The organism is Microbacterium sp. NPDC055903 (assembly GCF_053615555.1).
This window is the reverse complement of record NZ_JBSHCA010000002.1, coordinates 429,731-441,886: the sequence shown is the minus strand read 5'-3', so window position 1 is coordinate 441,886 and position 12,156 is coordinate 429,731. Positions and strand designations below refer to the sequence as shown.

The window sequence follows — 12,156 nt, the reverse complement described above, 5'->3', positions numbered from 1 at the left end:
GCGCTGATCACGATGCCTTCCGGCGTGCGCGCCGACGCATCAGCCATGCCGTCGTCCCCGCGATCGCGCCGAGGAGCACCAGCCACGGCAAGGCCGTCGCCAGGACGAGACCGAGACCGGTCCAGAAGCCGAGGAATCCTGTCCAGCCGAGGGTCAGCGCATGACCGAAGTCGGAGGGCTCGGTCGTGGGAGCGGAATGCTCCTCGGTCAGCAGCAGGGTGATGGTCGACAGCGAGACCTGGTCCGCCAGGGTCCGCTGCTCCGCCTCGAGGGCCTCCAGCTCGCTCTGCCGTGTCGCGATCTCCGATTCGAGCTCTATGAGATCGCTCGTCTTCGACGCGGTGCCGAGCCACTCGGTGAATCGGGTGATCGACGCGCGCAGCGTCGAGATCCGTGCGGTGAGATCACGCTGAGCGGCGGAGACGTCCGTGCTCACCAGAGACGTCTCGAGGATGGTGCCGAGCTCCCTCAGTGCGTCCCGCACTTCGTCGACCCGATCGGCGGGGATGCGCAACGTGAGCTCGGCGCTCGACGAACCGCCCTCATCCGCGACGAACTCCTGCCGTCCGCTGATCGCCCCGTCCGCCTGTTCGACGATCGTGCTCGCGGCGTCCGCAGCGACCACGGGATCATCGACGCGGACTCTGATGGAGCCCGTGATCACGACGGCTGGGTCGACGGCATCCGTCTCGGTGGCCACCGCGTTCCCCCCGGCGACGGGTCCGGCGCCGATGGCGCTGTCGGCGGCTTCGTCGGCGGCGCTGCATCCGACGAGGGCGAGGAGTGCGGCGATGCTGAGGGCGATGGCGGGAAAGCGGCGTCGTGGTGTGCTCATGGGGGAAGCATCCCGACGGCAACCGAACGATCGCCGGGAGTCCGGTCACGAACCGATAAGGCTTCGGTCACGGTTCGGCATCGCGTCGTACGAGGGTTTCGCACGGCCCGCCTCAGGCTCCTCCCCGGCCGCCCCGGATAGAATCGAGCGTTCAGGTCAGGAGGAGCGCAATGCGGATCACGGGACTCGGCCACGCCGGGATGTTCATCGAGACGGTGGGCGGAAACATCATCTGCGACCCTGTGCTCGGCCCATCCTTCTTCGGCTCCTGGTTCCCGTTCCCCGACAACCGTGCCCTCGACTGGGAGCGATTCGGGCGTGACGCGGACTTCCTGTACATCTCGCACCGCCACCGCGACCACTTCGACCCGCGCCTGCTCGAGCGCTACATCCGCAAGGACATCGAGGTGCTGCTGCCGGAGTACCCGATCGACGATCTCGAACAGGACATCCGTGCGCTGGGATACACCAACATCACCTATGCGCCGGCGGGCGAGATCATCCAGCGCGGCGAGCTGAAGATCATGATCACGCCGCTGCGTGCGCCCAGCGACGGTCCGATCGGCGACTCCTCCCTCAGCGTGGACGACGGCACCGGCTCCGTCCTCAACCAGAACGACTCGCATCCGCTCGATCTCGAGAAGCTGCTCCACTTCGGAAAGCCGGACGCCTACTTCACCCAGGTGTCCGGAGCGATCTGGTGGCCCATGGTGTACGACCTGCCGATGGATGCCAAGCAGAACTTCGCCCAGCTCAAGCGCGAGGCCCAGAACAAGCGTGCGATGTACTACATCGAGAAGGTCGACGCCCCGCACGTGTTCCCGATGGCCGGCCCCCCGATGTTCCTGCGCGACGACCTCTTCGACTTCAACGGCGTCGGCCGCAACGGCGAGTCGATCTTCACCGATCAGAAGCAGTTCCTCGCCCACATGAACGAGCTGGCGCCCCAGTACGACGGGCAGCTCTTCATCCCCGGCACGGTCGTGACCGTCGAAGGAGGCGAGGTCTCCACGCAGCAGACGTTGTACACGGAGTCCGAGATCGCGCACATCTTCGATGAGAAGTGGGACTATCTCGAGTCGCAGCGGGCGAGCCGTCAGCAGGAGATCACGGACGAGATCGCGACGCGCGCCGAAGTGATCCCGCCCGACGAGATGCTGGAAGCCATCAAGACCTGGTGGGAGCCGCTGCTGAAGAAGTCGCGCACGATCCGTCTCGGCGTCGGCGGCAACGTCCGGTTCCGGATCGGGGAGCTCGACATGGTCGTGGACTTCCCCCGCGCCAAGGTCCGCGAGTACGCGGGGGAGGAGTGCATCTACTGGTACACGATCCCGGCCGATCTCGTCTCGACGAACATCCGCGATCACGAGATCGACTGGTCGAACTCGATCTTCCTGTCGATGCAGTTCTCGGTGGGCCGCAGCGGGAAGTTCAACGAGTTCCTCACCACCTTCCTGAAGTGCCTGTCCGTGGACCGCATCGAGTACGTCGAGAACTGGTACCAGGAGCAGACGGATCAGACGGAGGACGCTGAGATCGGCGACTGGGTGGTGCAGCGCCGATGCCCGCATCTGCGCGCTGACCTCACCCGCACAGGGAAGATCGACGAGGACGGCGTGCTCACCTGCAGCATGCACGACTGGAAGTGGGATCTGAAGACCGGGCGCTGCCTGTCGACCGCCGGCCACGAGATCCGCGCCAAGCGGGTCGACGAGGTCACCGAGGAAGCGCTGCGCCTGGGCTAGACTGGACGCACTGAGCAACCTTTAACACCGTCCCGTGAGGCGGAGAAGGGAGCGGCGGATGAGCACGCGCACCGTGCTGCAGCAAGCCGACATCTCGCGGGCTCTGACCCGCATCGCCCACGAGATCCTCGAGTCGAACCGGGGTGCGCAGGACCTCGTGCTCCTCGGCATCCCGACCAGGGGAGTGGCGCTCGCCCAGCGATTGAGCACCCTCATCGAGGGGATCTCGCAGGAGCCCGTTCCCACCGGCGCCCTGGACGTCACGCTCTTCAGGGACGATCTCTCCAAGCATCCGACGCGTTCGCCGCATCCGACTCAGATCCCCGCCGGCGGCATCGACGGCAAGACCGTCGTCCTCGTCGACGACGTGCTCTTCTCCGGACGCAGCATCCGCGCCGCGCTCGATGCGATCCAGTCGATCGGTCGGCCATCGGCAGTACGCTTGGCGATCCTCGTCGACCGCGGTCACCGCGAGCTGCCGATCCGGCCCGACTTCGTCGGCAAGAACATCCCATCGGCGCGCACCGAGCGCGTCAACGTGCGTCTTCGCGAGTACGACGGAGCCGAGGAGGTGACGATCGGCGCATGAGGCACCTCCTCGACACCCAGGGCCTCGACAAGGCCGCCGCGCTGCGCATCCTCGACGTCGCCGAGGACATGTCGGACACGCAGTCGCGGGAGGTCAAGAAGCTCCCGACTCTGCGCGGCAAGACCGTGGTCAACCTCTTCTTCGAGGATTCCACCCGCACCCGCATCTCCTTCGAGGCCGCCGCGAAGCGCCTCTCGGCGGACGTCATCAACTTCGCCGCCAAGGGGTCCAGCGTCTCCAAAGGCGAGAGCCTGAAGGACACCGCCCAGACGCTGGAGGCGATGGGCGCGGACGCGGTGGTCATCCGGCACTCCGCGTCCGGCGCGCCGCGCACCCTCGCGACGAGCGGCTGGATCTCGGCCGGTGTCGTCAACGCGGGCGACGGCACGCACGAGCACCCCACTCAGGCTCTGCTCGACGCCTTCACCATCCGCAAGCGCCGCTACGGCGCTGACAGTCGAGGACGCGATCTCTCCGGCATCCACGTCGTCATCGTCGGTGATGTCCTGCACTCCCGCGTGGCCCGCTCGAACGTCTGGCTGCTCACCACCCTCGGTGCAGAGGTGACTCTCGTCACCCCGCCGACGCTCATCCCGCAGAACGTGTCGCAGTGGCCGGTGCGCGTGCTCTACGACCTCGACGAGGCGCTCGCCTCCGGCCCGGATGCGGTGATGATGCTGCGCATCCAGCTGGAGCGGATGAACGCCGCGTATTTCCCCAGTGAGCGGGAGTATTCCCGCCGGTGGGGCCTCGACGCCGTGCGAGCGGCAGGGCTCCCGGACGGTAGCATTGTGATGCACCCCGGCCCGATGAACCGCGGCCTGGAGATCTCTTCAGAGGCCGCGGATTCCGCGAGATCGACCGTGCTGGAGCAGGTCACCAACGGGGTGTCCGTGCGCATGGCGGTGCTGTACCTGCTGCTGGCAGGAGAACGAGACGACGAACGAGGGGGAGACCTGTGAGCGAGACCCTCGTCATCACCGGTGCACAGCTGCTCGGCGCGGAGAGCGCCGACATCATCATCGAGGACGGCGTGATCGCCGAGATCGGATCCGGGCTCAGCCGCGCGGGCGCGCGGGTCGTGGATGCCGCAGGGCTCGTCGCCCTGCCGGGTCTCGTGGATCTGCACACGCATCTGCGCGAGCCGGGATACGAGGCGTCGGAGACCGTCCTCACCGGCACGAGGGCCGCGGCGGCGGGCGGATTCACGGCCGTGTTCGCGATGCCGAACACCTCGCCGGTCGCCGATTCGGCAGGGGTGGTCGAGCAGGAGCTCGCCCTCGGCGAGGCGGCCGGCTACGCGACGGTACAGCCGATCGGGGCGGTCACCGTGGGGCAGAAGGGCGAGCGTCTCGCGGAGCTCGGCGCCATGGCTTCCTCGCGCGCTAAGGTGCGCGTGTTCAGCGATGACGGTTTCTGCGTGTTCGACCCGCTCATCATGCGCCGTGCACTGGAGTACGTGAAGAGCTTCGACGGCGTCATCGCCCAGCACGCCCAGGACCCCCGGCTCACCGAGGGCGCACAGATGAACGAGGGCGTGGTCTCGGCCGAGCTCGGCCTCGCGGGCTGGCCGGCCGTCGCGGAGGAGTCGATCATCGCGCGCGATGTGCTCCTGGCAGAGCACGTCGGTTCCCGGCTGCACGTCTGCCACCTCTCCACCGCGGGTTCCGTCGACATCATCCGGTGGGCGAAGAAGCGGGGCGTGAACGTCACCGCCGAGGTCACCCCGCACCACCTCCTCCTGACCGACGAGCTCGTGCGTGGTTACGACGCGCGCTACAAGGTCAACCCTCCGCTGCGCCGTGAGGAGGACGTGCTCGCGGTCCGCGAAGGCCTCGCCGACGGCACGATCGACATCGTCGCGACCGACCACGCCCCGCACCCCAGCGAGAACAAGGCGTGCGAGTGGCAGGCCGCGGCGAACGGGATGGTCGGGCTCGAGAGCGCGCTGCGCGTCGTGCACCAGTCGATGGTCGCCACCGGCCTCATCGGCTGGAGCGATGTCGCACGGGTGTTGAGCGCGGCGCCGGCGCGCATCGGCCGACTCGCCGGCTTCGGATCGCTCGACGTCGGCGCCCCCGCCAACGTCACCCTCTACGACGCCGCCGCCGATGGCGTGTTCACGGAGCAGGACCTGCACGGCCGCAGCACGAATTCGCCCTACCTCGGTCGCGAGCTGCCCGGTCGGGTGGAGTGGACGATCCACCGCGGTACCGTCACCGTCGAATCCGGATCGCTCGTCGAGGGGATCGAGCGGTGACCCGCGAGGCGCTCTTCCTCATCGCCGGTCTCTTCGCCCTGGCGATCCTCCTGCTCATGCTGTTCGCCTGGCGACGACGACTCCGGCGCGACGCCGCCTTCTCCGCGCCGCTCGGCGTGCCGGAGCATGCGGAGGTCCAGGCGCGCCACGAGGTCCTCTACGTGTCGACGACCAGGCACGACCAGCCTCTGGAGCGCCTCGCGATCTCGCCGCTGGCCTACCGCGCTCGCGGTGAGCTGGCGGTCACCGACCGCGGTGTCGCGCTCTGCCTGGACGGCGCGCCGACGGTGTTCCTCGCCAAGGACCGCCTGAAGGCGGTCGACCGTGCGACGGTCACCATCGACCGGGTCGTCGAGAAGGGCGGCCTCGTGAAGCTCGTGTGGGACGTCGCCGACGCCCATCCGGTCGACTCGTACCTGCGCCTCGCCTCCGGCGACCCTCAGACCCTCATCTCCGAACTCCGGCCGCTCATCGCGGCCCCCACGACGGGAGCACACTCATGACCCTTCCCGAACCCGCCGTCCTCGTCCTCGAAGACGGCTCCCGCCACCGCGGCCGCGCATACGGCGCACGAGGAACAACGCTCGGCGAGGTCGTCTTCGCCACCGGGATGTCCGGGTACCAGGAGACGCTGACCGATCCGTCCTACGCGGGCCAGATCGTCCTGCAGACCGCACCGCACATCGGCAACACCGGCATGAACGACGAGGACCCGGAGTCCCGCCGTATCTGGGTCGCCGGCTACATCGTCCGCGACCCCTCGCGCGTCGTGTCCAACTGGCGGGCGAACACCTCTCTCGACGACACGCTGGAGCGCGACGGGATCGTCGGCATCAGCGGCATCGACACCAGGGCGATCACCCGCGTGCTCCGCTCCGCCGGCTCCATGCGCGGAGGCATCTTCTCCGGCGAGGCCGCGGCTCTGGACGCTGAGGAGCAGCTGCGCATCGTCCGCGAGGCGCCGCAGATGGCGGGCCAGAACCTCTCCGCGGAGGTCTCGGTCTCCGTCGCCACGGTGACGCCGGCGACGAGCGAGAAGATCGGCAACCTCGCGGTGCTCGACCTCGGCGTCAAGCAGGCGACCATCGACAATCTCGCCGCGCGCGGCTTCGATGTGCACGTGCTGCCGCAGAGCTCGACGTTCGCGGACATCACCGCCATCGACCCGGTGGCCGTGTTCTACTCGAACGGCCCAGGAGATCCTTCCGCATCCGACGCCCAGGTCGCCGTGCTCCGCGAGGTCCTGGACGCCAAGCTGCCCTACTTCGGCATCTGCTTCGGCAACCAGCTCTTCGGCAGGGCGCTGGGTCTCGGCACCTACAAGCTCACCTTCGGCCACCGCGGCATCAACCAGCCCGTCAAGGACAAGACCACTGGCCGGGTGGAGATCACCGCGCACAACCACGGCTTCGCCGTCGACGCGCCGATCGAGGGCTCCTTCGACAGCCCGGCCGGCTACGGCAAGGTCGAGGTCAGCCACGTCGGCCTGAACGACAACGTCGTGGAGGGGCTCCGCGCCCTCGACATCCCGGCCTTCTCCGTGCAGTACCACCCGGAGGCCGCCGCGGGACCGCACGACGCCAACTACCTCTTCGACCGTTTCCGCGACCTGGTCGTCGCCACCCTTGGACAGGCTCAGGGTTCGAGCAAGGAAAGCAGCAAGTAATGCCAAAGCGCGAAGACATCACCTCCGTCCTCGTCATCGGATCCGGTCCGATCGTCATCGGTCAGGCCTGCGAGTTCGACTACTCGGGCACCCAGGCGTGCCGCGTGCTCCGTGAGGAGGGCGTCCGCGTCATCCTGGTGAACTCCAACCCGGCAACGATCATGACCGATCCCGACTTCGCCGACGCCACCTACATCGAGCCGATCACCCCCGAGGTCATCGAGACGATCATCGCCAAGGAGCGTCCGGACGCGATCCTGCCGACTCTCGGCGGCCAGACCGCGCTCAACGCCGCCATGGCGCTCGACGAGCGCGGCATCCTCGCGAAGTACGACGTCGAGCTCATCGGCGCGAAGGTGGACGCGATCAAGAAGGGCGAGGATCGCCAGATCTTCAAGGAGCTGGTCATCGAGGCCGGCGCCGACGTCGCCGCATCCGTCATCTGCCACTCCATGGACGAGCTGCTCGCCGGCGCCGAGAAGCTCGGGTACCCGCTGGTCGTCCGCCCGTCGTTCACCATGGGCGGTCTCGGCTCCGGCTTCGCCTACGACGAGGAGGACCTCCGCCGGATCGGCGGCGCGGGCCTGCACGACTCTCCCACGAGCGAGGTGCTCCTCGAGGAGTCGATCCTCGGCTGGAAGGAGTACGAGCTCGAGCTCATGCGCGACACCGCGGACAACACCGTCGTCGTGTGCTCCATCGAGAACGTGGACCCGGTCGGCGTGCACACCGGCGACTCGATCACGGTGGCACCCGCGCTCACGCTCACGGACCGCGAGTACCAGCGTCTGCGCGACATCGGGATCGACATCATCCGCGCCGTCGGCGTGGACACCGGCGGCTGCAACATCCAGTTCGCCGTGAACCCGGAGAACGGGCGCATCATCGTCATCGAGATGAACCCGCGCGTGTCGCGTTCGAGCGCGCTCGCGTCGAAGGCGACCGGGTTCCCGATCGCCAAGCTGGCCGCCAAGCTCGCACTCGGCTACCGTCTCGATGAGATCCCGAACGACATCACCGGTGTCACCCCGGCGAGCTTCGAGCCCACGCTCGACTACGTCGTGGTGAAGGTGCCCCGTTTCGCGTTCGAGAAGTTCCCTGCGGCGGACGTGACGCTGACCACGACCATGAAGTCGGTCGGCGAGGCGATGGCGATCGGCCGCAACTACGCCACCGCACTGCAGAAGGCCCTCCGCTCGCTCGAGAAGCGCGGATCGAGCTTCCACTGGGGCGAGGAGCCGCGCAGCGTCGAGGAGCTCCTGGAGATCGCCAAGACGCCGACGGACGGCCGGATCGTCGTCCTGCAGCAGGCGCTGCGCAAGGGCGCCACGATCGAGCAGGCCTTCGAGGCGACCGCGATCGACCCGTGGTTCCTCGACCAGATCGTCCTCATCAACGAGGTGGCCGAGGTCGTCCGCACGGCGGGCGAGCTGGATGCGGAGACGCTCCGGTACGCGAAGGAGCACGGCTTCTCCGATGCGCAGATCGCCGAGATCCGCGGCGAATCCGAGGCCGAGGTGCGCGGTGTGCGGCACGGGCTCGGAGTCCGCCCGGTCTACAAGACGGTCGACACCTGTGCGGGAGAGTTCCCCGCACTGACCCCGTACCACTACTCGAGCTACGACACGGAGACCGAGGTCGCGCCGTCCGAGCGCACCAAGGTCGTCATCATCGGATCGGGCCCGAACCGCATCGGCCAGGGCGTCGAGTTCGACTACTCGTGCGTGCACGCCTCCTTCGCCCTCTCGGATGCCGGCTACGAGACCGTCATGGTCAACTGCAACCCCGAGACCGTCTCCACGGACTACGACACGAGCGACCGGCTGTACTTCGAGCCGCTGACGCTCGAGGACGTGCTCGAGGTCCTCGACGCGGAGGCCGCGAGCGGCACGATCCTCGGCGTCGTCTGCCAGCTGGGCGGCCAGACCCCCCTCGGCCTCGCGAAGGGCATCGAAGCGGCCGGATACACCGTTCTCGGCACGAGCCCCGCGGCGATCGACATCGCCGAGGAGCGCGAGCTGTTCTCGCGACTGCTCGACGACGCCGGCCTCGTGGCGCCCCGCCACGGCACCGCCGTGGACGTCGAAGGCGCGGTCGCGATCGCCGAGGAGATCGGCTACCCCGTGCTCGTGCGCCCCAGCTTCGTGCTCGGCGGTCGCGGCATGGAGATCGTGTACGACACGGAGAGCCTGCGGGACTACTTCGTCCGCACGGCGGGCGAGGTCGTGATCGAGCAGGGCAAGCCCCTGCTCGTGGACCGCTTCCTCGACGACGCCATCGAGCTGGATGTCGACGCCCTCTTCGACGGGACCGAGCTCTACATCGGCGGCGTCATGGAGCACCTCGAGGAGGCGGGCATCCACTCCGGCGACTCGAGCTGCGCACTGCCCCCGATGTCGCTCGGACGCAGCGACATCGATCGGGTCCGCAAGGCCACGCTCGCCATCGCCGAGGGTGTCGGCGTGCGGGGACTGCTGAACGTGCAGTTCGCGATCAGCGCCGGCGTGCTCTACGTGATCGAGGCCAACCCTCGTGCCAGCCGCACGGTTCCGTTCGTCTCGAAGGCTCTCGGCATTCCGCTCGCGAAGGCGGCCAGCCGCATCATGGCCGGAAGCACGGTCGCCGAGCTGAAGGCGGAGGGCCTGCTTCCGGCGGAGGACGGCTCGCACGTGCCGCTCGGCTCGCCGGTCGCCGTCAAGGAGGCCGTGCTGCCCTTCAAGCGCTTCCGTACGCGGGACGGCAAGATCGTCGACTCGGTCCTCGGCCCTGAGATGCGCTCGACGGGCGAGGTCATGGGGATCGACCGGGACTTCCCGACCGCGTTCGCCAAGAGCCAGGCCGCCGCCTACGGCGGGATGCCGACGTCCGGCACGGTGTTCATCTCCGTCGCCGATGCGGACAAGCGCGCCGTGATCCTCCCCGCGCACCGCCTCCAGGAGCTGGGCTTCTCGCTCGTGGCGACCGAGGGCACGGCGGAGATCCTCTCCCGCAACGGCATCGCGGTGACGACGGTGGAGAAGTACAGCGACACCCAGGAATCGGGCGAGCAGAACATCGTGGACCTGATCAACGCGGGAGAGATCGACATCGTCGTGAACACGCCGTCCGGCGGCGCTGCACGCGCAGACGGCTACGAGATCCGCGCCGCGGCGGTCGCCGCGGACAAGGCGCTCTTCACCACCATGGCCGTCCTCGGTGCAGCCGTGAGCGGTATGGGCGCGGCCGAGCAGGGCTTCGACGTGAGGAGCCTCCAGGAGTACGCCCTCGATCGGAAGGCTGCGGTGTGACCGAAGGCTTCGGTGAGCGGATCCGTCGCGTTCTGCGCGAACGAGGACCGCTGTGCGTCGGGGTGGACCCTCACGCGGCGCTCCTCGATGCGTGGGGGCTTCCGCAGAGCGCAGCAGGCGTGCGCGAGTTCGGCCTGCGGACGATCGACGCCGCGGCGTCGCGCGTCGGGATCGTGAAGCCGCAGGTGTCGTTCTTCGAGCGATTCGGCTCCGCCGGCTTCGCCGCGCTGGAGGACGTGCTCTCCGCGGCGCGCGCGGCAGGCCTCGTCGTGATCGCCGACGCGAAGCGGGGCGACATCGGCACCACGATGGATGCCTATGCCGAGGCGTGGCTCACTCCCGGAGCGCCGCTGGAGGCGGATGCTCTGACGGTGAGCCCTTACCTGGGCGTCGGCGCGCTGGAGGGCGCGTTCGCACGTGCCGCCGAGCACCGCAAGGGGCTCTTCGTCCTGGCGGCGACGAGCAATCCGGAGGCGGTCGGCGTCCAGCGCTCCACGGACGCGCAAGCGGATGCCGTCTCGGCCCAGATCATCCGCGACGTCTCCGTGCGCAACGCGAACACGGCCACGAAGGGAGAGTGGGGGAGCTTCGGTTTCGTGATCGGGGCGACCGTCGACTGGTCCTCTGCCGGAATCGCGCCCTTCGCCCCGATGGCACCGATCCTCGCACCGGGCTTCGGCGCGCAGGGCGCGACGCCCGCGGACCTCGTCGGTCGCTTCGGAGTGATGGCGCCGGCCGTGATCGCCAGCGAGAGCCGAAGCATCCTCGCGGCGGGGGCGAAGGGCATAGCGGACGCGATCGATGCGGCAGCCGAACGCTACCGGGAGGTCGCAGGTGTCTGAGAAGCGGACGGTTCCCGAGGTGGATCGGGTAGCGGCTGCTCAGCGCGCCGTGCAACGGCGGCGCGAGCGCGCTGCGATCAAGCGCGATCTCACGACCAGGGTGATCTCGCCGCAGTCCGTCCTCGCCCAGGCCATGGCCGATCCCGACTCGGTCGCCGGTTCGTTCAGGGTCACGGACTTTCTGCTCGCCCTGCCCGCCATCGGCGCAGGCAAGAAGGACCGGATCCTCGAGGAGCTCCAGATCTCTCCGGTCAAGCGCCTGGGCGGTCTCGGCACCCGTCAGCGCACGGCGCTGGCCACCTGGCTGGACGGACGGTTCCCGCCGCACCGGCCACGAGCCGGGCGCAGTCGTCTGCTCGTCCTCGCTGGGCCCACCGCTGTCGGAAAGGGCACGGTGGCAGCGCGCATCCGCGAAGAGCATCCCGAGATCCACCTCTCGGTCTCGGCGACCACGCGCGCGCCGCGTCCCGGAGAGGTCGACGGCGTGCACTACTACTTCGTCGATGACGCCGAGTTCGACCGGATGATCGCCGACGGCGAGCTCCTGGAGTACGCGGTCGTCCACAACCGCAGCCGCTACGGGACCCCGCGTGCGCCGATCGACGCGGCGCTCGACGCAGGCAGGACCGTGTTGCTGGAGATCGACCTCCAGGGCGCCAGGCAGGTCCGCGAGGCTGATCCCTCCGCCACGCTCATCTTCCTGCTGCCGCCGAGCTGGGACGAGCTCGTCCACCGCCTGGTCGGTCGTGGCACGGAGGACGAGGAGGAGCGAACGCGCCGATTGCGCACCGCCAAGGTCGAGCTGGCCGCGCAGAGCGAGTTCGATTATCTGATTGTGAACGAGGATGTCGGCTCCGCGGCCCGCGAGGTCGTAGAATTGTCCGAGGCGACCGCGCGCTGATCCTTTTCGCGCGCACGCCGAATCGACTTCG

The 12,156-nt window shown here is 68.6% G+C and carries 10 protein-coding genes; 9 read left to right on the top strand and 1 reads right to left on the bottom strand.

Features of this window, described 5'->3' with window-relative positions:
* Window positions 1-7: 7 nt before the first annotated feature.
* A complete protein-coding gene (locus ACWGJP_RS11530; RefSeq protein WP_452329928.1) occupies window positions 8-835 on the bottom strand; it encodes a DUF4349 domain-containing protein in 828 nt (275 codons plus the stop codon).
* 170 nt (window positions 836-1,005) lie between these two features.
* Here ACWGJP_RS11530 and ACWGJP_RS11525 point away from each other — a divergent pair, with 170 nt between their 5' ends.
* The 9 genes from ACWGJP_RS11525 to gmk are packed head-to-tail and all read left to right on the top strand — an operon-like array spanning window position 1,006 to window position 12,125.
* Complete coding sequence (locus ACWGJP_RS11525; RefSeq protein ID WP_452329927.1) at window positions 1,006-2,580, top strand: Rieske 2Fe-2S domain-containing protein; 1,575 nt, start codon at window positions 1,006-1,008, stop codon at window positions 2,578-2,580.
* 58 nt (window positions 2,581-2,638) lie between these two features.
* The gene (gene pyrR, locus ACWGJP_RS11520; RefSeq protein ID WP_452329926.1) at window positions 2,639-3,169 is read left to right on the top strand and encodes a bifunctional pyr operon transcriptional regulator/uracil phosphoribosyltransferase PyrR; all 531 of its coding nucleotides are present in this window, start codon (window positions 2,639-2,641) and stop codon (window positions 3,167-3,169) included.
* Window positions 3,166-4,131, top strand: a complete 966-nt coding sequence (locus ACWGJP_RS11515) for an aspartate carbamoyltransferase catalytic subunit (RefSeq protein WP_452329925.1) — start codon at window positions 3,166-3,168, stop codon at window positions 4,129-4,131. Before pyrR ends, ACWGJP_RS11515 begins: the two co-directional genes overlap by 4 nt.
* Complete coding sequence (locus tag ACWGJP_RS11510) at window positions 4,128-5,429, top strand: dihydroorotase (protein WP_452329924.1); 1,302 nt, start codon at window positions 4,128-4,130, stop codon at window positions 5,427-5,429. The genes ACWGJP_RS11515 and ACWGJP_RS11510 overlap by 4 nt, the downstream gene beginning before the upstream one ends.
* On the top strand, window positions 5,426-5,932 hold the full coding sequence (locus tag ACWGJP_RS11505; RefSeq protein ID WP_452329923.1) for a PH-like domain-containing protein: 507 nt from the start codon (window positions 5,426-5,428) through the stop codon (window positions 5,930-5,932). Before ACWGJP_RS11510 ends, ACWGJP_RS11505 begins: the two co-directional genes overlap by 4 nt.
* Window positions 5,929-7,095, top strand: coding sequence for a glutamine-hydrolyzing carbamoyl-phosphate synthase small subunit (gene carA, locus ACWGJP_RS11500; RefSeq protein WP_452329922.1), 1,167 nt, complete (start codon window positions 5,929-5,931; stop codon window positions 7,093-7,095). The genes ACWGJP_RS11505 and carA overlap by 4 nt, the downstream gene beginning before the upstream one ends.
* On the top strand, window positions 7,095-10,382 hold the full coding sequence (gene carB / locus ACWGJP_RS11495) for a carbamoyl-phosphate synthase large subunit (protein WP_452329921.1): 3,288 nt from the start codon (window positions 7,095-7,097) through the stop codon (window positions 10,380-10,382). The genes carA and carB overlap by 1 nt, the downstream gene beginning before the upstream one ends.
* Window positions 10,379-11,224: an orotidine-5'-phosphate decarboxylase gene (gene pyrF / locus ACWGJP_RS11490; RefSeq protein ID WP_452329920.1), complete on the top strand. Its 846-nt coding sequence runs from the start codon at window positions 10,379-10,381 to the stop codon at window positions 11,222-11,224. The genes carB and pyrF overlap by 4 nt, the downstream gene beginning before the upstream one ends.
* The gene (gmk, locus tag ACWGJP_RS11485) at window positions 11,184-12,125 is read left to right on the top strand and encodes a guanylate kinase (RefSeq protein ID WP_452329919.1); all 942 of its coding nucleotides are present in this window, start codon (window positions 11,184-11,186) and stop codon (window positions 12,123-12,125) included. Before pyrF ends, gmk begins: the two co-directional genes overlap by 41 nt.
* The last annotated feature ends 31 nt before the right edge of the window (window positions 12,126-12,156 follow it).

Excerpts from the sequence above, each read along its gene's own strand:
- ACWGJP_RS11530 (WP_452329928.1), bottom strand. The coding sequence starts at position 835 with ATGAGCACACCACGACGCCGCTTTCCCGCCATCGCCCTCAGCATCGCC.
- ACWGJP_RS11525 (WP_452329927.1), top strand. The coding sequence starts at position 1,006 with ATGCGGATCACGGGACTCGGCCACGCCGGGATGTTCATCGAGACGGTG.
- pyrR (WP_452329926.1), top strand. The coding sequence starts at position 2,639 with ATGAGCACGCGCACCGTGCTGCAGCAAGCCGACATCTCGCGGGCTCTG.
- ACWGJP_RS11515 (WP_452329925.1), top strand. The coding sequence starts at position 3,166 with ATGAGGCACCTCCTCGACACCCAGGGCCTCGACAAGGCCGCCGCGCTG.
- carA (WP_452329922.1), top strand. The coding sequence starts at position 5,929 with ATGACCCTTCCCGAACCCGCCGTCCTCGTCCTCGAAGACGGCTCCCGC.
- carB (WP_452329921.1), top strand. The coding sequence starts at position 7,095 with ATGCCAAAGCGCGAAGACATCACCTCCGTCCTCGTCATCGGATCCGGT.
- gmk (WP_452329919.1), top strand. The coding sequence starts at position 11,184 with ATGCGGCAGCCGAACGCTACCGGGAGGTCGCAGGTGTCTGAGAAGCGG.